At 71.3% G+C, this 18,762-nt stretch carries 14 protein-coding genes; 11 read left to right on the plus strand and 3 right to left on the minus strand.

All coding sequences use genetic code 11. The features are described from left to right. Nucleotide 1 precedes the first annotated feature (1 nt). The 3 genes from ACGFJ7_RS24065 to ACGFJ7_RS24075 are packed head-to-tail and all read left to right on the plus strand — an operon-like array spanning nucleotide 2 to nucleotide 5,567. Nucleotides 2-940, plus strand: a complete 939-nt coding sequence (locus tag ACGFJ7_RS24065; RefSeq protein WP_360255581.1) for a MoxR family ATPase — start codon at nucleotides 2-4, stop codon at nucleotides 938-940. After that, entirely contained in the window at nucleotides 940-2,112 is a 1,173-nt protein-coding gene (locus ACGFJ7_RS24070; RefSeq protein WP_360255578.1) for a VWA domain-containing protein, read from the plus strand. The genes ACGFJ7_RS24065 and ACGFJ7_RS24070 overlap by 1 nt, the downstream gene beginning before the upstream one ends. Then, on the plus strand, nucleotides 2,109-5,567 hold the full coding sequence (locus ACGFJ7_RS24075) for a tetratricopeptide repeat protein (RefSeq protein WP_392643873.1): 3,459 nt from the start codon (nucleotides 2,109-2,111) through the stop codon (nucleotides 5,565-5,567). Before ACGFJ7_RS24070 ends, ACGFJ7_RS24075 begins: the two co-directional genes overlap by 4 nt. 77 nt (nucleotides 5,568-5,644) lie before the next feature. Here the strand turns inward: ACGFJ7_RS24075 and ACGFJ7_RS24080 are convergent, their stop codons facing one another. Genes ACGFJ7_RS24080 through ACGFJ7_RS24090 form a run of 3 tightly spaced genes read right to left on the minus strand, consistent with a single transcriptional unit; the run spans nucleotide 5,645 to nucleotide 8,579 of the window. Continuing rightward, nucleotides 5,645-6,127: a CoA-binding protein gene (locus ACGFJ7_RS24080; RefSeq protein WP_392643875.1), complete on the minus strand. Its 483-nt coding sequence runs from the start codon at nucleotides 6,125-6,127 to the stop codon at nucleotides 5,645-5,647. Next, nucleotides 6,124-7,416 (minus strand): O-acetylhomoserine aminocarboxypropyltransferase/cysteine synthase family protein, encoded by a 1,293-nt coding sequence (locus tag ACGFJ7_RS24085; protein WP_360255569.1) that lies wholly within the window; start codon nucleotides 7,414-7,416, stop codon nucleotides 6,124-6,126. Before ACGFJ7_RS24085 ends, ACGFJ7_RS24080 begins: the two co-directional genes overlap by 4 nt. Further along, nucleotides 7,413-8,579 carry a homoserine O-acetyltransferase gene (locus ACGFJ7_RS24090; RefSeq protein WP_360255567.1) on the minus strand — a complete coding sequence of 389 codons (1,167 nt, stop codon included), beginning with the start codon at nucleotides 8,577-8,579 and terminating at the stop codon, nucleotides 7,413-7,415. Before ACGFJ7_RS24090 ends, ACGFJ7_RS24085 begins: the two co-directional genes overlap by 4 nt. A gap of 90 nt (nucleotides 8,580-8,669) precedes the next feature. Between ACGFJ7_RS24090 and ACGFJ7_RS24095 the strand changes: the two genes are divergently transcribed. From ACGFJ7_RS24095 to ACGFJ7_RS24130, 8 genes are all read left to right on the plus strand, one after another. After that, on the plus strand, nucleotides 8,670-9,218 hold the full coding sequence (locus ACGFJ7_RS24095) for an OsmC family protein (protein WP_360255564.1): 549 nt from the start codon (nucleotides 8,670-8,672) through the stop codon (nucleotides 9,216-9,218). 13 nt (nucleotides 9,219-9,231) lie between these two features. Beyond that, a complete protein-coding gene (locus tag ACGFJ7_RS24100; protein ID WP_392644020.1) occupies nucleotides 9,232-10,446 on the plus strand; it encodes an NAD(P)-binding domain-containing protein in 1,215 nt (404 codons plus the stop codon). Nucleotides 10,447-10,509: 63 nt separating this feature from the next. Continuing rightward, a complete protein-coding gene (locus ACGFJ7_RS24105; protein WP_360255562.1) occupies nucleotides 10,510-10,860 on the plus strand; it encodes a thioredoxin family protein in 351 nt (116 codons plus the stop codon). A 380-nt stretch (nucleotides 10,861-11,240) separates the two neighbouring features. Then, on the plus strand, nucleotides 11,241-12,614 hold the full coding sequence (locus ACGFJ7_RS24110; protein ID WP_392644022.1) for an L-fuculokinase: 1,374 nt from the start codon (nucleotides 11,241-11,243) through the stop codon (nucleotides 12,612-12,614). A 3-nt stretch (nucleotides 12,615-12,617) separates the two neighbouring features. Next, nucleotides 12,618-14,801: a hypothetical protein gene (locus tag ACGFJ7_RS24115; protein ID WP_392643878.1), complete on the plus strand. Its 2,184-nt coding sequence runs from the start codon at nucleotides 12,618-12,620 to the stop codon at nucleotides 14,799-14,801. Between the two features lie 35 nt (nucleotides 14,802-14,836). Continuing rightward, entirely contained in the window at nucleotides 14,837-16,678 is a 1,842-nt protein-coding gene (locus tag ACGFJ7_RS24120; RefSeq protein WP_392643880.1) for an MBL fold metallo-hydrolase, read from the plus strand. Next, nucleotides 16,675-17,694: a LacI family DNA-binding transcriptional regulator gene (locus ACGFJ7_RS24125; RefSeq protein WP_360255553.1), complete on the plus strand. Its 1,020-nt coding sequence runs from the start codon at nucleotides 16,675-16,677 to the stop codon at nucleotides 17,692-17,694. Before ACGFJ7_RS24120 ends, ACGFJ7_RS24125 begins: the two co-directional genes overlap by 4 nt. Nucleotides 17,695-17,762: 68 nt before the next feature. Then, nucleotides 17,763-18,762 (plus strand): ROK family protein (locus tag ACGFJ7_RS24130; RefSeq protein WP_392643882.1); only part of this gene is annotated, 1,000 nt, incomplete at its 3' end.

Consider the following 18,762-nt stretch of genomic DNA (forward strand, 5'->3'; position numbering starts at 1 on the left):
CGTGTACGTCCGCCGCGCCATCGACACCTCGACCCGTCTCGAGCCGGGCACCCCGCCGGCCACGCGGGATATCGAGGACGCGTCCACGCCGCTCGAGGCACCCGAGACACGTACCGTCTCGCCGGAGCCGTACCTGCTGACCGGTGACCTGTGCGAAGCCGTCAACATCGCCATCACCTTGGGCCGTCCACTGCTGGTGCAGGGCGACCCGGGCGTCGGTAAGACCCGCCTGGCGCACGCCGTGGCGTACCGTCTGGGCCTGCCCTTGGAGCAGGCGCACGTCAAATCCACCAGCCGGGCGCGCGACCTGCTGTACACCTACGACGCGGTCCGCCGTCTCGCCGACGCGCAGCTGAGCGGCATCCTCAAGGAGAAGCTTCCCGAGCCGGAGACCTACGTACGGCTAGGCCCGCTCGGACGCGTCATCGCCCGCGCGCAGCTCGGACGGCGCTCGGTGCTGCTCATCGACGAGATCGACAAGGCCGACCTCGACTTCCCGAACGACCTGCTCCGCGAGCTCGACGAGTTGCGGTTCGAGGTCGACGAGGTCCCTGACATCGCGTACGCGGTGCCGGCTGGCCGAGCTGACCTCCGCCCGATCATCATCGTCACCAACAACGAGGAGAAACAGCTGCCCGGCGCGTTCCTGCGCCGCTGCGTGTTCCACTATGTCCGGTTTCCCGAGGACGACCTCGACGACATCCTCGACATGCACGGCATCGCCGACGACGAGGTTCGCGACAATGCCATCGACACCCTCCTCGAGCTCCGCAAACTCGACCTGACCTACAAGCCCGGCCTCAGCGAGCTCCTCGACTGGGTCGAGAGCATGCGCCGGGACGAGGTCACGGCCGAGGAGATCGCCGGACTGCCGAAGCTCGGTTCGCTGGTCAAGAACTACGACGACCAGGTGCGGGTGGAGAAACGGAACCGGGCGTAATGGCCGGCCCGATGCCGGCGTTCGCCCGCGACCTCGTGGACCGGCTGCGCCGGCGTGGCCTCCGGCTCGGCGTCGACGACTGCGTGACGCTGCGGACGGCTCTGGCCGCCGGTCACGGCCTCCACTCGACCGAGGCGCTCGGTGCCCTGTGCGTGGCGCTGTGGGCGACCTCGCGCCGCGATGCCGAGATCATCACCTCGACGCTCCACCTGGTCGCACCGCCGGACTGGTCGCTGGAGCCGCTGGAACGAGTGGCCGGCGAAACCCGCCCGGCGGCGGAGATCCCCGTGGAGTCGCCCGCGGGCCGGGAGCTCGAGCCGGTCCCGGACGCCCGAGAAGCGGATCTGGACGTCACGCGCCCGGCGTTGCGCGGAGGCGGAGCCGACCCACCCCGGTCGGGACGACCGGCTCCGTACCTCATCACCCGCCCGCAATATCCGATGTCGGAGCGTGAGATTGCCCAGGCTTGGCGACGGTTGCGCCGCCCGAGCCGGCACGGCCCCCGCACCGAGCTCGACGTCGAGGCCACCGTCGCCCGGTACGCGAAGACCGGGGTGGTCACCGCACCGGTGCTGATGCCGCGCCGGATCAACAGCGCGCGCCTGCTCCTACTCATCGACCGGCAGGGCTCCATGACCCCGTTCCACAACTTCGTCGACCACGTGACCCGGTCGATCGTCCGCGCCGCCCGGCTCGACTCGATCACTATCGGCTACTTCCGCAACTCGCTCGGCCGCAGCCCCGACCGGAGCACCATGGCCGACCTGACCGACCCGCTCGCCGTCGAGCTCGACACCATCATCGACCGCATCCCACCCCTGACCAAAGGCTGGATCTACGACGACCCGGATCTCACCCGGCGCCGGCCGGCGCGCAAAGTGCTCGACACGTTGACCGCGGGGGCCGGCGTCGTCATCGTCAGCGACGCCGGCGCGCAGCGCGGCTCGCTGGTCGCGACCCGCATCTTCGACGCGGTCGCCCTGGGCCTGGCGGTGAACGCGCGGCGGGCCCGGGTCTGCTGGCTCAACCCGCTCGCCACCGACCGCTGGGCCGAGACCTCGGCCGCGCAGATCGCCCGCCACATCCCCATGTTTCCGCTCGACCGCGACGGCATGTACGCGGCGGTCGACGTGCTGCGCGGACGGCCGGTGTCCGTGGCGGCGCCGCTGTGAGCCCCACCGCCGGCGCCCGGGCCGCCACCCGCCTGACCGAGGCCCGCCGAACCCTGCCGCCGGGGGCGATCGAACTGGCCTGCCACGCGGCCCTCCCGGTCGTGATCGACCCGCCTTTCCTCAACCTCCTACGGATCAACTTCTTCGTGGACCCACCCGACGATCTGCCGTGGACGGTCGAGGCTGACCTGCTGGCGTCGCCGCTCTTTCGCGAACTGGGCGGCGAGCTCTTCGAAATCGACGAGGACCTGCGCCGGTCGCTGCTGGTGAGCCTCCGCACCCGATACGGCAGCGAGCGCGTGGAACAGGTCGCGCTGCTCCTCGAGCGCTACTGCGACCAGCCCGGCGTCTGGGGTGGTCAGCCGTATCTGGCTCAGGCCCAGAGGCTGACCGTCGCCGGAATTCTGGACCCGGCCGGAGCGGTCAGCTGGCTCGACGACCTCCAGGCGGACGGGACATCATCGGTCGAGCTCTCCTCGGACTGGATCGTCGCGATGCGCGGCCGCCTGACGGCCCAGCCGGCCCCCGGCACCACCTTGAACGACGAGATCGCCGAGGCCGCCGAACGCCTCCGCGCGGGCGATCCGTCGGCCCGCGCGGACCTCACCACTCTGGAACTCCTCCCCGGAAGCGACATCGAGGCCGTCCGCGCCGCCCGGGAAGTAGGCGTGGCAACATCCCCGAAGCAGCTTCACTTCGGCCACAACTTCCCGCGCCTGGATATCAGCTGGGGGACGGAAGGCGGCGACCATGAACTTTCCGGTACCGTTCTGCGAACGTCGGGAATTGACGATTCTGGAATAGTGTTGCGTGCGTCCTTCAATAATGACGGCGACGGCGTCTATGTTTCAGTCATCGGGATCGACCCGGCGCTCCAGATCGCTCTGGTCCACAAGTCCTCGCCCGGAGATCCTGATGTGCCGCGGGAATCTCTGAACACCTTCTACTGGCACTTCTCTTTCGAGGCAGCCAGAGACAAGCTCTCGCGGCATGCCCATTTGCTCGATCGTGAAGGACTCCTGCCTTTCCGTAATATTGCTGTTGTCAGCGATGCGCCGATCGACTTGGGCTGGCTCGACGGTCAGTTCATCTTGGTCCCGGAGTCTTCTTCTGAGGCTGACTGGAACCTGGTCCTTGATGAGCTCAAAGCCCTCATGATCAGTTACGGAACGTGGAGTGGGAATATTCGGGTCGCCTTGATCGGGGTTGACTATTCGGTAATTTTCTCGCCAACCGAAGAAAACGCCGGCGCGGAAGACGCGCGATTGCGGAGCCTTCAGCAGACTGTTGACCGGCAGCGGCTGCAGGTCTCCAACGACCGCGATTTCCGCAAACTGGCCAGAGACCTCGACGCGCTCGCGGATGCGCTCGCGGCGAACGGGCGATACGGCGAAGCGGCGAACGCGGCCGGTGAGACGGTCGGCGTGCAACGAGGACTCAGCGAGCGTGAACCCGGCAATCTTTCCCCCCTCGCCACGGCGCTGACCGAACTCTCGGAATACCTGACGGCGGCCGGCCGATACTCCGAGGCCCTCGCCGCGAGCAGGGAGGCTGTCGATCTCCGTCGCCGGCTTCAGCAAGACGGTGACGACGACCTGGGCTCGTTGGCCAGGGCACTGAACACCCAAGCTCACGTCCTCGCCGCGGTCAGCCGATACGCCGAGGCTCTCGCCGCGAGTGAAGAAGCCGTGCACCTGTATCGCCTTCTGCGCTCCTCCGGCCCCGATCTGGCCGTGGTCCTGAACGTCCGGTCCGAGCTCCTCGCCTCGGCAGGACGTCGGGAGCAGGCGCTGAGCGACAGCGTGGAAGCGACGTCGATATATCGAGAACTTGCCGAGAGGGATCGGTGGGAGCACCTTCCCGGTCTTGCGGCTACCTTGACGAAGTTGTCGCGAAACCTGGAGTCGGTAGGGCGGTTGAGGGAGGCGCTGGAGGCCGGCGGGGAAGCGATCGCTCTGCATCGTGAACTGACCCGGCGGAATCGCGACCTCTATGCGCCCGGGCTTGCTTCGGCGCTGAGTGAATGGTCGCACCTTCTGGCTGTAGTGGGCCGTCGCGACGAAGCTCTCGCCTTCAGCGAAGAGGCCGTTGAGGAACAGCGCCGCATAGTCGATGTCAAAGGAGAGGTGCACCTGCCCGGTCTCGCCGCGGCGTTGAGCAATCTCTCGCGGCTGCTCGCGGACGCCAATCGTATGGAGGAGTCGCTCGCGGCATGCGTCGAAGCTGTCGCGCTGTTCGAGGAGATCGACAGCCTGTCCGGGTTGACGGGTGAGTTGAAGCACCTGGAAGCCCTCTATGCAGCGCTGGGCCGGTCGAGTGAGGCGGCGGCGGTGCGTAGCCGCCGCGACGTCTTGGCCGCAGGGCGGGAAGAAAGCCGGCCTGTTGTCACCGCGACGGCCCGGCATGCGGACTTCGACACCTCGAGGGACGCGGTGGTGTTCGTCCCGGGGATCGGCGGCAGCGAACTCGTCGATGCCGCGAGCGGGCGAGTGCTGTGGGGATCTGGGACCGGCAATGCTGTTCGCTTCGTCCGGGGCACCACTGAACGGCTGCTCGTCACCGATGAGGACAGGGCCGGGGACATCAGCCGAATCACGGCCGGCCGCCTGATTCGGTCGGGTGTGGTTCTTCCCGGCGTGGTCGACCTGGACCCGTACTTCACGTTTCTCGGTGAGATGAGGTCGAGCGTGGCCCATCCCGATGCCCTTCTCAACTTCGCCTACGACTGGCGCCTTTCCGTGGCCCATAACGCGAAGCGGCTCAGCGCGTCAGCCGAATTTCACCTGGCGCGCTGGCGAGCCCACCCGTCCGGCGGTCCGGACGCGAAGTTGACCGTCGTCGCGCATTCCCTCGGCGGGCTGGTCGCCCTGAATTACCTGACGACGTTCGGCGGTGCGCCCTACGTGCGGCGGTTCCTGGCCATCGGCACCCCCTTCCACGGCACGGTGACCGCTGTGACCTCGGTGGCTAGGCATGGCGGCTCGCGCGTTCTCGGCCTGCGGCAGCTCTACCAGTCGATGCCCGCCATGTACGACATACTGCCGGCGTACCGCTGTGTCGACACCGCGGGAGATCTCCGAAGGCTGACCATCGAGGACGTCGTGTCTGTCGGCGGAAGCGGGGAACTGGCCGCGGAGGCGTTCCGTCGCCGGCTCGACCTCGAGGAGAGCAGCGCCTTGCTGGCCGCCGCGGGAACCCAGGTAACCACCGTGGTGGGAATCGGCCAGCCGACGCCGAAAAGTTTCCGAATCGACGGCGGCAGGGTCACCACCTACGAGGGTCGGGGAGATGGCGTCGTGTACGAGGAAGCGGCGACTTTACCTGGCAGTGCCCCGCCGGCCCTCGTCGCTCGACGCGCGGGCAGCCTGACTACCTCCGCCGAGGTCGGCGCGTTCATTCGCGCGTTTCTGACTCGGACGCCGGCGAGACCCCGAGGTGAGCGGCGGGAAGCTTGAGGTGATGGTGCGGGGAGCGTCATCGAGGTGGTCACGCCAGGTGGGAATTGCCCAACGTGCAATCCGGCGGCGGAGGATCACTGCAGCCCTGTACGGACCGCGGTGATTCGCTTGGTGTTGAAGCCCAGCCAGTTCATCCGGCCTACGTAGCGGGCGTGTTCGACCTTGAGGCAGCGGTCCATGATGACGGTCAGGCCGCCGTCTGTCGCGGTCTGGGCGCCCTCGGGGCTGATCACGCCGAACTGGCACCAGAGCGTCTTGGCGCCGATCGTCACGGCGTCCGACGCGATCTGCGGGACGGCGCTCGGGGCGCGGAAGACGTTCACCACGTCGACCGGCTCGGGGACGTCGCGCAGGCTCGGGTAGCTGGTCTCGCCCAGGATCTCCGGCTCGCGTGGGTTGACCGGGATGACCTTGTAGCCGTGGCGCTTCATGTAGTAGCCCACGAAGTAGCTCGCCCGTAGCGGGTTGTTCGACAGCCCGACGATCGCGATCGTCTTGGACGTGTGCAGCACCCGCTGGATGTCCTTCACGTCCTGGTACTGCGTCAGGTCGGTCATCGCTTCAGCCCTTCGAAGGCCTGGGACAGGTCCCAGATGAGGTCGTCGACGGACTCGGTGCCGACCGACAGGCGTACCGTGCCCGGGCCGACGCCGGCCGCGGCCAGCTCCTCGTCGCTGAGCTGGCGGTGGGTGGTGCTGCCGGGGTGGATGATCAGGCTCTTGGCGTCGCCGACGTTGGCCAGGTGGGACCAGAGGGTGACGCCGCGGATCAGGTCCTGGCCGCCGTCGCGGCCGCCGGCCACGTCGAACGAGAAGACCGCGCCGGCGCCCTTCGGCAGGTACTTCTCGACGAGCGGGGCGTACTTGCTGCCGGGCAGCCCGGGGTAGCTGACGTTGGCGGCCAGCGGATGGTCCTGCAGGAAGGCGGCGATCGTGAGCGCGTTCTCGACGTGCCGTTCCATGCGCAGCGACAGCGTCTCCAGGCCCTGCAGGAACAGGAAGGCGTTGAACGGGGACAGCGTGCCGCCCAGGTCGCGCAGCGTCTCGGCGCGCAGCTTCATCAGGTAGCCGTACTCGCCGAACGTCTCGTGGAACTGCAGGCCGTGGTACGCCGGCGACGGGTCGGCCACCACCGGGAACCGGCCGTTCGACCAGTTGAACGTGCCGGCCTCGACCACCACGCCGCCGATGCTGGTGCCGTGGCCGCCGATGAACTTGGTCGCCGAGTGGATGACGATGTCGGCGCCCCACTCGATCGGGCGGCACAGGTACGGCGTGGCGAACGTGTTGTCCACGATCAGCGGCAGGTCGTGCTCGTGGGCGATGCCGGCGATCGTCTCGAGGTCGAGCACGTTGCCGCCGGGGTTGCCGATGGTCTCGCCGAAGAACGCCTTGGTGCTGGACTGCACGGCCTTGCGCCACGCGTCCGGGTCGTCGGGGTCGACCCAGGTCAGCTCCACGTTCATCTTGCGCAGCAGGTGCTTGAGCTGGTTGACCGTGCCGCCGTACAGGGCCGACGACGCCACCACGTGGTCACCCGGCTCGAGCAGGGTGAACAGGGCGCCCGCCTGGGCCGCGATGCCGCTGGAGAACGCCACCGCCCCGGAGCCGCCCTCGAGGTTGGCCACCCGCTCCTCGAAGACGGCGGTGGTCGGGTTCATGATCCGGGAGTACGTGTTGCCGTACTCCTGCAGATTGAAGTAGGCGGCCGCCGACTCCGGATCCTCGAAGACGTAGCTGGACGTCTGGAAGATCGGCACCGCGCGGGCGCCCGTGTTGGGATCGGGCCGCTGCCCGGCGTGCAGCTGCCGGGTCTCGAAACCGAACTCGTGTGCTTCCTCGATCACTCTGACTCCAGGTTGAAAAAGCGGCGGACGATCGGAGTCTGCCGTGCCTCCTCCAGGAGGAAGCAGTCATGGCCGTACGGGGCGTCGATGATGTGCAGTTCCTTCTCGCCGGGCAGGGCGGCGGCGATCTCCTCCGAGGCGAGGGGTGGATACAGCCAGTCCGATGTGAAGGCGATGAGCAGCGCCCGGGCTTTGGTCTGGGAAAGCGCGGCGGCGAGGGAAGCGTGGCCACGAGCCAGGTCGAAATAGGTCAAGGCCCTCGACAGATAGAGGTACGTGTTCGCGTCGAACCGTTTCACGAACGACTCCGCCTGATGGTCGAGGTAGCTTTCGACCTCGAACTCCGGCTGGTCGATCGTGTAGCGGATGTCGTCGGCGAACTGCAGCCGCCGGGCGAACCGGTCCTCCAGCGCCGGCGCGGACAGGTAGGTGACGTGGCCGACCATGCGGGCCACCCCCATGCCGCCGTCGGGCTTGCGGCCGGTGCCGTAGTAGTGGCCGCCCTGCCAGGCCGGATCGCGCCGGATCGACTCGCGGGCGATGGCGTTCCAGGCGATGCCCTGCGGGTGCAGCCCGTGGGTGGACGCGATCACCACGATCGAGTCGACCTGATCCGGGTGGTCGACCGCCCACTGCAGCGCCTGCATGCCGCCCAGGGATCCACCGGCCACCGAGGCCAGGCGCTCGATGCCGAGCTCGTCGAGGAACGCCCGCTGGCACCGGACCATGTCGGCCACGGTGATGACCGGGAAGTCCGATCCGTACGGCCGGCCGGTGTCGGGGTTCGTCGACGAGGGGCCGGTCGAGCCCCGGCAGCCGCCGAGCAGATTCGTCGACACCACGTAGTAGTGGTCGGTGTCGAACGCCTTCCCGGGGCCGATCATGCCGTCCCACCAGCCCAGGGCCTTGCCCTGGGAGCCGTCGCGGCTCTCGGCCGCGAAACCGTCGCGGGTGCTCGCGGCCGGCGCCGTCGCCGAATATCCGGCAGCGTGAGCGTCTCCACTCAGGGCGTGACAGACGAGGATGACGTTGTCACGCTCGGGGGACAGGGTGCCGTACGTCTCGTACGCCACCCGGACCTCACGCAGCTCGCGGCCGCTGTCCAGCGGCAGAGACCCCGGCAGATCAAGGAACTGTGTTTCGACGGTCAAGGGCCTCACCATGCGGGAGATGCTATCTATACGCCGTCTGCGCAGGCCAGTATGTTTGTCGGGAATCCCTATCGGGTTTATGTTCAAAGGGGCAATTGGACCATGACCGTAGTTGACAACGGCGTGAACGTGCAGGCGCTGCTCGACGCCCGCGAGGCGCTCAAGGGCGCCCCCGAGGCCGCCCAGTTCACCTGGCGCGCCACCTCCAAGTGGGAGAAGGGCGTGCACAGCACGGCCACCGTGCAGAAGTTCTTCGGCCTCGGCCAGGAGCAGAGCCACAAGAGCGAGTCGGTCTTCTCGGCCGACCACCCCGAGGTCTTCGCGGCCGAGGACAACGGCATCACCCCGATCGAGTACCTGCTCGTCGGCCTGGCCGCCTGCCTCACCGCCGGCGTCGCCTCGGTCGCGCAGAACCGCGGCATCCAGGTCCGCTCGATCGAGTCCACGGTCGAGGGCGCCCACGACATCCGCGGCATCCTCGGCGCCGACAGCGACGTCCGCAACGGCTTCAACGACGTCAAGGTCACCTTCAACATCGACGCCGACGCCTCCACGGAGGAGATCGAGGCCCTGGTCGCCCAGTCGCAGAAGCGCTCGGCGGTCTACGACGCCTTGACCAATCCGACGAACGTCACGGTCGAGGTCGCCTGAGGCGGGCCGAGTCATCGAACGCGTCACCACTGTCGTCGTCGGGGCCGGTCACGCCGGCCTGGCGGCGAGCCACTTCCTGCGCGGCCGATCGGTCGACCACGTCGTCCTCGAGCGGGGCGAGGTGGCCAACTCGTGGCGGCGCGAACGCTGGGACTCGCTGCGGCTGCTCACCCCGAACTGGCTGAGCCGCCTGCCCGGCCTCGACTACGACGGCCCCGACCCGGACGGGTACATGACGTCGGGCGAGGTCGCGTCCCTCGTGTCGCGCTTCGCCCGCGTCGTCGACGCCCCTGTGCGCACCTCGTGCGAGGTGCTGTCGGTGCGCCCGTCCGGCGACGGCTACCAGGTCACCACCAACCAGGGCGAGATCGAGTGCCGGTCCGTCGTCATCGCCAGCGGCGCGGCCAACATCGCCACAACCCCGGCTTTCCGTACGGAGGTGCCGGCCTCCCTGACGCAGCTGACCCCGCTCGGCTACCGCGGCCCGTCCGAGCTGCCCGACGGCGGCGTGCTCGTGGTCGGCGCCTCGGCCACCGGCGTGCAGCTCGCGGCCGAGGTGCGGCGGTCGGGCCGCCCGGTCGTCCTCTCGGTCGGCGAGCACGTCCGCCTGCCCCGGCTGTACCGGGGCCGGGACATCCTGTGGTGGATGGACGCCTCCGGCGTGTGGGACCAGCGCTGGGACGAGATCGACGACCTGAACCGGGCCCGCCGGCTGCCCTCACCGCAGCTGATCGGCTCACCGGCCCGGGACACGCTCGACCTCAACACCCTGAGCGGGCTGGGCGTCGAACTGGTCGGCCGCCTGGCCGCCGTCCGCGACGGGGTGGCCCTGTTCTCGGGCGGCCTGCGCAACGTGTGCTCCCTGGCCGATCTCAAGATGAAACGCCTGCTGGCCGGCTTCGACTCGTGGGCCGGCGTCACCGATCCGGTGGCTTTCGAGCCCACCGCCGTCGCCGCGTCCACCCGCCTCCAGCTCGACCTGCGCGGCGGCGAGATCAGCACCGTCATCTGGGCCACCGGCTTCCGCCCCGACTACAGCTGGCTCGACGTCCCGATCGTCGACGAGAAGGGCCGCCTGCGCCACGAGGGCGGCGTGGCCGACGCGCCCGGACTCTACGCCCTGGGCCTGCCCATGCTGCGCCGCCGGCGCTCCTCGTTCATCAACGGCATCGAGGACGACGCCCGCGCCGTCGTCGACCACCTGGCCAAGGAGCTCACCGACTACTGACCACGGGAATTTCGTCCTCGGTACGGTGGTTTCGCCGGTGCGCCACGAAAGGGGACAGCACAGATGAGTACGGTGAACCTGACCAAGGAGACCTTCCAGCAGACGGTGACGGGCGACGGCATCGTGCTGGTCGACTGGTGGGCCGACTGGTGCGCCCCGTGCCGCAGCTTCGCGCCGGTGTACGAGAAGGCCAGCGAGCAGCACCCGGAGATCGTCTTCGCCAAGGTCGACACGGAGGCCGAGGAGCGCCTGTCGGCCATCGCCGGCATCTCCTCGATCCCGACCCTGATGGTCTTCCGCGACGGGATCATGGTCTTCTCGGAGCCGGGCGCCCTGCCCGGCGCGGCCCTGGAGAAGGTCATCACGGCGGTCGAGGAGCTGGACATGGACGAGGTCCGCGCCAAGCTCTCTTGATCCGATCGCCGGGGCTCGCACAGACTGATGCCGTGCCATCAGCGCTCGGCATCGATGTCGGAACGACGAACACCAAGGTCGCGCTGGTCGACGCGGGCGGCCCGGCACCGCGGGTGCGGGCGGTCGCGTCCGCGCCCACGCCGGCGCCGGGCGCCCTGAGAAGGACCCTCCTCCAGTTGATCGCGCAAGTACTGACCGGGAGCGGGCCGGCCGGGAGCGGGCCGGACGGGAGTAGGTCGGCCTGGAGCGGGCCGGCCGGGAGTAGGTCGGCCTGGAGCGGGCCGGCCTGGAGCGGGCCGGCCTGGAGTAGGTCGGTCGATGCTGGGCTGGCCGGTGCTGGGCCGGTTGGGGCTGGGCCGGGACGGTGGGTGGCGGCTGGGGTGTCGCCGCCGGATGTCGTCGGGATCGCGTCGATGGCGGAGACCGGGGTGCCGCTGGACGCGGCCGGGGAGCCGCTGGGGCCGTGGCTGCGCTGGCACGAGCGGGAGGCGGCCGCGGCGGCGGAGGCGCTGGCCGGGCGGCTGGGGCGGGAACAGCTGATCGCGGCTACGGGCGTGCGGCCCAGCGCCAAGGTGCCGCTGGCCAAGCTGGCCTGGCTACGGGAGCACCGGCCGTCGGTGTGGGCGGCGATGGCGAGGTGGTCGGGGGCGGCCGACCTGGCCTGTCTTCAGCTCACCGGACGGCTCGCGACCGACCACACGCTGGCCGGCCGAACGATGGCCTACCGGCTGCCGGCGGAGGGGGAGGGGCTCGCCGGGGCGTTCGACCCGGACCTGCTGGCCGAGGTGGGTCTGCGGCCGTCGCAGCTTCCGGCCGTCGTCGCGCCGGGCGAGGTGGCCGGCGTGGTCAGCGATCCGGCGTTCGTCGCCTGCGGGCTGCGGGCCGGCACGCCGGTGGTGGTGGCGGGCCACGATCATCAGGTCGGCGCGTACGCCTGCGGGGTGCGCTCCCCGGGCGACGTGGCCGACTCGGTGGGCACGGCCGAGGCCGTCATGACGGTCGTCGGCGGCCACCCTTCACCGGTCGAGGCCGGCCGGGCCGGAATGAGCGTCGTCCTCACGGTCGAGGGCCGCCACCGGGCCGTCCTGGCCGGTTCTGCCAGCGCGGGCGCCACGATCGCCTGGTGGCTGAAGCACGAAGCCAGGGGCGACGACCCACTCGAAGGCGGCCCAGCGCCTGATGGCCCTCCCGCGCTGGGTGGCCCTCCCGTGCTGGGCGGCGTTCGCGGGCGCCGAGACGCGGTCGTGGAGGCTTCGGATTCCGGCGGCGACCCTTTTGGCGCTGTTGTGGAGCTTGGTGAGGAGCCGACCGGCGTGATTGTCCTGCCTTATCTGGCGGGGCGGCAGACTCCTGTGCCCGATCCGGAGGCCCGGTTACGTGTGGTGGGGCGGCGGCCGGAGCACGGCTCCGTTCTGCTGGGGAAGGCTCTGCTGGAAGGGCTGAGCCTGCACGCGCGCTGGATGCTGGCCGAGCAACTGCGGCTCGCGGCTGAGCCGGTCGCGCCGACGGTCTTCCTCTTCGGTGGGCCGGTTGCGGCCAACCCCGCCTGGGTTCGTATCAAGGCCCGGGTTCTGCCCCGGGGTCTTCGCATGGTGGCCGAGCCGGAGACCGTCGCGGCCGGGGCGGCTCTGCTCGCCCTCGCCCGGGCCGGATTCGGGGACGTGCCGGCGCTGCCGTCCGAGGTCGTGCCGGGCGGGGGCGCCACCTACGACGCGATGTTCGAGCGTTTCGTCGGCGTGGCCGTGGGCCGGTAGCGGATGGAGCTCAGCGAGGGCGAAGGCACGTGGACCGTCGTGGCCGCCGACTACGTCGTGCAGGTGCGCGTCCCGGAGCTGGTCGCGGTGCTCGCGGACCTTGACGGGCGGATCTGGTCGCGGCTCAGCCTGCTCGCCTCCGTGGACCGGGCCGACGCGCCGGACGAGTCCTACGGCCGGCCGCGGGTCGTCGCGCGCCGCGAGCTGTCCGGTCCGGCGCCGCCGGTCGCTGCACGCCGCGAGCCGGTCGCAAGCGCGTCGCGGGCCGCCGCCGGGCGGGAGCCGGCCGAGCTGGGGCGCGAGCCGGGCGAGGTGGAGCGGGAGCCGGGCGAGGTGGGGCGGGAGCGGGGCGAGGTGGGGCGGGAGCGGGGCGAGGTGGGGCGGGAGCCGGGCGAGGTGGGGCGGGAGCCGGGCGAGGTGGGGCGGGAGCGGGGCGAGGTGGGGCGGGAGCCGGGCGAGGTGGGGCGGGAGCCGGGCGAGGTGGAGCGGGAGCCGGGCGAGGTGGGGCCGCCGGTCGTTGCCGGCTGGGAGACGGGCGAGGGCGCGTCGCGGGCCGAGGTGGGGCCGGCGGTTGGGGCGGGACGCGAGGCGGTCGAGGGTGCGCCGCGGGTGGAGATGGCGGAGTTCGAGGTCGTTGTGGCGTCGAGCGCGTGGGAGTTCAAGAGCGTCGTGCTGCGGTGCTTCGAGGATCGGGTCGAGGTTCGGGTTCGGGTACGCGGGGCCGGGCCGCTCGGTGAGGTGCGGCTGCTCGGTGGGCGGGGGACGCTGCCGGACGGGGCCTGTGGTGTGTTCCGGTCGTCGATCGAGTTCGCCTCCGTTTTCGTTCCCGCGCCGGCCGAGCCGGTGCAGTTCGAGCGGCCGGCCGGCAGTGCGGCCTCGCTCGGCGTCGTCGGGGACGCGTCCGCGGGGCGGCTGCACGCGGTCTTCTCGCCGCCGCCGCTGTGTTTCGTGTTCCGGCGGACGGGCGGCGGCGGGGTGCTGAGTGCCGCGCTGGGCGGCGACGTGGCCGATCTTCGGTTTCCGGCGCTGCGCTACGACCCGCTCGACGGTGGCTTCCTGCTGGTGGCCGATTACGAAGGCCGTACGGCAATCGACGGTTTTTTCGAAACCCCGCCGGTGGTTCTCCGGCGTGCCGCCGACCCGTGGACGGCTCTGCGGGAACTGGCGCCGGCCGGGGCCGGCGGCGAACAGGCGGCGTGGTGGCGGGAGCCGATCTTCTGCGGGTGGGGCGCGCAATGCGCGGCCGCGCCGATTCCCGGGCAGCCCACCTCCCATCCGTACCATCTGCGGGACCTGGGTCCGGCCGTGGTGCCGGCCGGGGTGACCACGGCGGTCGCGCTGTCGCGGCAGGACCGGTACGACGGGTGGCTGGCCCGGCTGGCCGACCACGGTGTCGTCCCGGGCACCGTGGTGGTCGATGATCGCTGGCAGCTGGCGTACGGGACGGGCGAGCCGGACGTGACCCGCTGGCCGGACCTGCGGGCCTGGATCGCCGGGCGGCACGCGGCCGGTCAGCGGGTGCTGCTGTGGTGGAAGGCGTGGGATCCCGGTGGCCTGCCGGTGGCCGAATGCGTGACCGACCCGGGCGGCACGCCGGTCGCGGCCGACCCGGGCTGCCCGGCCTACCGGGAGCGGCTGGCGGGAATCGTCGCGTGGCTGCTCGGGCCGGACGGGCTGGACGCGGACGGCCTCAAGATCGACTTCACGCAGCGGGCGCCGTCGGGGCGAGGGCTGCGCCGGCCGGGTGCGGAAGCGGGCGCGCCGTGGGGGATCGCGCTGCTGCACCGCCTGCTCGAGACCATGTACCGCGCCGCGAAGAGCGCCAAGCCGGACGCCCTCGTCGTCACCCACGCCCCGCATCCGGGGTTCGGGGACGTCAGCGACATGATCCGGCTGAACGACATCCTCGAACGGGACCCGGCCGGCGCGGAGGTGGCCGCCGCCGACCAGCTGGCCTTCCGGCACGCCGTGGTCAGCGCCTGCCTGCCGTACCACCTGATCGACACCGACCAGTGGCCGATCGCCGACCGCGCCCAGTGGCGGGCCTATGTCGAGGCGCAGGCGAGGCTCGGCGTGCCGGCCTTGTACTACGCCGAGCGCGTCGACCGCTCCGGCGAGGAGCTCACCGCGGACGACCTGATGCTCGTGGCGCGCACGTGGAAGGCGTACCGGTCCAATCCACAGTAGAGGCGGGGCCGATGTGGAATCGATACCATACCGGCATGCCCTTCGCCGAGATCGCCCCCGGCGTGTTCCGGGTCGCCGACACCTGCAACGTCTACGTGATCGCCGATCCCGGTGGCAGCCGGACCGCCGTGGCGATCGACTTCGGGTCGGGCCGGGCCTTCGAGCACCTGGCCGCCATGGGCGTCGACCGGATCACCGACGTGCTGATGACCCACCACCACCGCGACCAGGCCCAGGGCCTGCGGTGGGCCACGGCCGAGGGGGTACGGGTCCACGTGCCGCCGGCCGAGCGGGAGCTGTTCGACGACGTCGAGGAGATGTGGCAGGGCCGCACCCTGCGCAACGACTACAACCTGCGGCAGGACAAGTTCTCCCTGCTCGAGCCGGTGCCGGTGCACGACGTGGTGCCCGAGTACCGGCGTCGGGTGTACGCGGGCACGACCGTCGAGGTGCTGCCGACGCCGGGGCACACGACCGGGTCGGTGACGTACGTGATCGAGCGGGGCGGCCGGCGGATCGCCTTCACCGGCGACCTCATCTACGGGCCGGGCCAGGTGTGGTCGCTGGCCGCGACCCAATGGTCGTACGTGGAGAACGAGGGCCCGGCCATGACCGTGCTGAGCTGCCTCACCCTCGTACAGCGGGAACTGGATCTGCTTCTGCCGTCGCACGGCGAACCGATGGCCGAACCGGCGGCGGCGCTCACGCTGCTGGCCGCGCGGATGAACCAGTACGTGGACTCGCGCCGCCCGTACCCCTGGGATCTGGCCGACTGGCTGGCCAACCCGTTTGTCGAACTGACCCGGCACCTGCTGCAGAACCGGACCGGCAGCGCGTGCGGCTACGTGCTGATCTCCGGGACCGGGGCCGCGCTGCTGATCGATTACGGATACGACATGCAGACCGGCCTGCCGCCCGGCGGCGACCGGGCCTCGCGCCGGCCCTGGCTGGGTTCGCTGCCGGCGCTGCGCCGGCGGTACGGCGTCACCTCGATCGACGTCGCGCTGCCGACCCACTACCACGACGATCACGTGGCCGGCCTGAACCTGCTGCGCGACGTCGAGGGCACCGAGGTGTGGGCCCCCGAGCACGTCGCGGACATCCTCGAGGCGCCGATGGACCAGGACCTTCCGTGTACGTGGTTCGACCCGATCCCGGTCGACCGGCGGCTGAGGCTGGGCGGGTCGTTCCGCTGGCGGGAGTACGAGATCACCGTGCACGACCTGCCCGGGCACACCCTCTACCAGGCGGCGTACGAGTTCGTCGTGGACGGCGTGAAGGTGCTGGCCACGGGCGACCAGCAGGTGGGCCTGGGCGCCGTCGGCGGGCCCCGGGAAGTGCTGAACTACCAGTACCGCAACCGTTTCCGGCTCGGCGACTACCAGGCCTGCGCGCGGCTGTACCGGGCCGTCGCGCCGCAACTCATGATCTTCGGGCACTGGCCGGCCCGCTGGGTCGACGAGGAGTACTTCGCGCTGGTCGCCCGGGAGGCCGACGAGCAGGACCGGCTGCACCGCGAACTGCTGCCGCTGGACGAGCTCGGCACCGGCCCGGACGGGGTGATGGCGAGGATTGCGCCCTATTACGCGCGAGCGGAAACTGGTGCCGTCCTGCGCCTGCGCGTGACCGTGGTCAACCCCCAGACCACCGTACAGAAGGCCGTGATCAGAATGGTCCTGCCGGTAGGGTGGGTGGCCGTGCCGGACGTGGCGACGATCTCCCTGCCCCCGTGGGGCGAGGACGACGCGGTGATCGAGGTGACGACGGGGTCTCCGCGGCGCCGGGCCCGGCTGGCCGCCGACGTCAGCATCGGCGCCCTCCACCTGGGTCAGCACGCCGAGGCCATCGTGGACGTGTGGGAGAGAGAGGCGACGTGACGGCTGAGGGAGTGGCGCGCCGGGCCACCATCCGCGAGGTGGCCGAGGCGGCCGGGGTGTCCCGCTCCACCGCGTCCCGCGCCCTGACCGGCCACGGCTACGTGGCGCCGCCGGTGCGCGACCGGGTCCGCGCGGTCGCCCACGACCTCGGCTACGTGCCCGACGCGACCGCCCGCCACCTGCGCCGGCAGGCCAGCCAGTCGATCGGCGTGCTGCTGTCCGACCTGAACAACCCGTTCTACGCGGGGCTGGCCGCGGGCATCAGCGCGCAGGCCCGCAAGCGGCAGTACACGATGATGCTGGCCGACGACGGCGGCTCGGCCGGGGTGGAGGCGGAGGCGGCCGAGACGTTCGTGGCGCTGCGGGTCGCGGGGGTCATCGTGACGCCGGTGTCGGCCGAGCTCGGGGCGTACCTGGGCCGGCAGCGGATCCCGGTGGTCGAGGTGGACCGGCAGTTCTCGGCCGGCGTGTGCGACGCGGTGCTGGTGGACAACGGCAGCGCCGCCCAGCGGGTCACCCAGCAGCTGATCGGGATCGGTCACCGGCGTATCGCCCTGGTCATCGACGAGATGCACTGGACCACCGGCCGGGACCGGCTGGCGGGCTATCGGGCGGCCTTCGCGGCGGCCGGGGTGCCGCTGGACGAGTCGCTGGTGGTGACGGCGGGGTGGGACGTGGAGGCGGCCCGGGTCGGCATCCGCGCGCTGCTGACCCGCCCCGACCCGCCGACGGCGGTCTTCGCGGCCAACAACGTGCTGGCCGAGGCGGCGTTCCGGACGGCGGCCGAGCTGGGCCGGTCGATCCCGGGCGAGCTGAGCCTGGTGTCCTTCGACGACGTCCCGTGGATGAGCATGGTGACTCCGGGGGTGACCGCGGTCCGGCAGGACACGGTGGCGCTCGGCGAGGCCGCGGTGTCCCAGCTCATCGACCGGATCCAGGCGCCGCTCGCCCCCGTGCGCACGGTCCTGCTGTCGGCGTCCGTCGTGTCGCGCGGATCGACGGCCCCGCCGGCCTGACTCTTGACCCGTCCCGGGCACTCCTCCTACGCTCGCCGGTGTGGGATCGATCCCATGTGGAGGCCCCGGTGAGTGGTACCGATCTGCTGGCGCCCTGTCCGGGCGACGCCGGGCCGGTGCTGGGCCTGGACATCGGCGGCACGAAGCTGGCCGCCGCCGTGGTCACCGCCGACGGCACGGCGCACGGCCTGGTGACCACGCCGACGCCGCACACCGGCGACTGGCGGGACGCCACGGCGTGCCTGTTCGACCTGGGACACCAGGCTCTCCGCACGGTCGGCGCGCGCGGGATCCGGGCCGTGGGGATCGCCTGCGGGGGGCCGCTCGACGGGCCGTCGGGGATGTTGATGAGCCCGCCGCATCTGCCGGGGTGGACGCGGGTGCCCATCGGGCCGTTGGCGGCCGAGGCGTTCGGGGTGCCGTTCGTGCTGGAGAACGACGCCACGGCGGCCGCGGTCGCCGAATACCGGTTCGGAGCCGGGCGGGGTACGGCGACGATGCTCTACCTGACCGTCTCGACCGGGATCGGTGGCGGCGCGGTGGTGGGCGGGCGGCTGCACCGGGGCGCGGCCGGCAACGGCGGGGAGTTCGGCCACATCATCGTGCGCCGGGGCGGGCGGCTCTGCGCGTGCGGGCGGCGGGGCTGTGTGGAGGCGTACGCCTCGGGAAGCGCGATAGCGCAACGAGCCCGCGAAGCCTGCGGCCGGGAGATGACCGCGGCCGGCGTGACGGCGGCCGTCGCGGCGGGGGATCCGGCGGCGGCAGCGGTCTGGGCGGAGACGGTGGACCTGCTCGGCGCGGCCGTGGCCGACCTGGTCAACGTCTTCGAACCCGACCTGGTCGTGCTGGGCGGCGGCGTCACCCGGGCCGGTGCCATGCTCCTCGGGCCGGTGCGTGAGGTGGTCGCCCGCGAAGCCATGCCGCCGGCCGCCCGGGCCGCCCGCGTCGAGCCGGCCGCCCTCGGCGACCGCGTCGGCGTCATCGGCGCGGGAGTCATCGCCCTGGCCCCGCCACCCACCGGTAGCTCACGGCCCGGACTCGGCAGCACCCACACCGGACCGCCGCGCG

Source organism: Actinoplanes sp. NPDC048988, from assembly GCF_043197815.1.
Classification (GTDB): domain Bacteria; phylum Actinomycetota; class Actinomycetes; order Mycobacteriales; family Micromonosporaceae; genus Actinoplanes.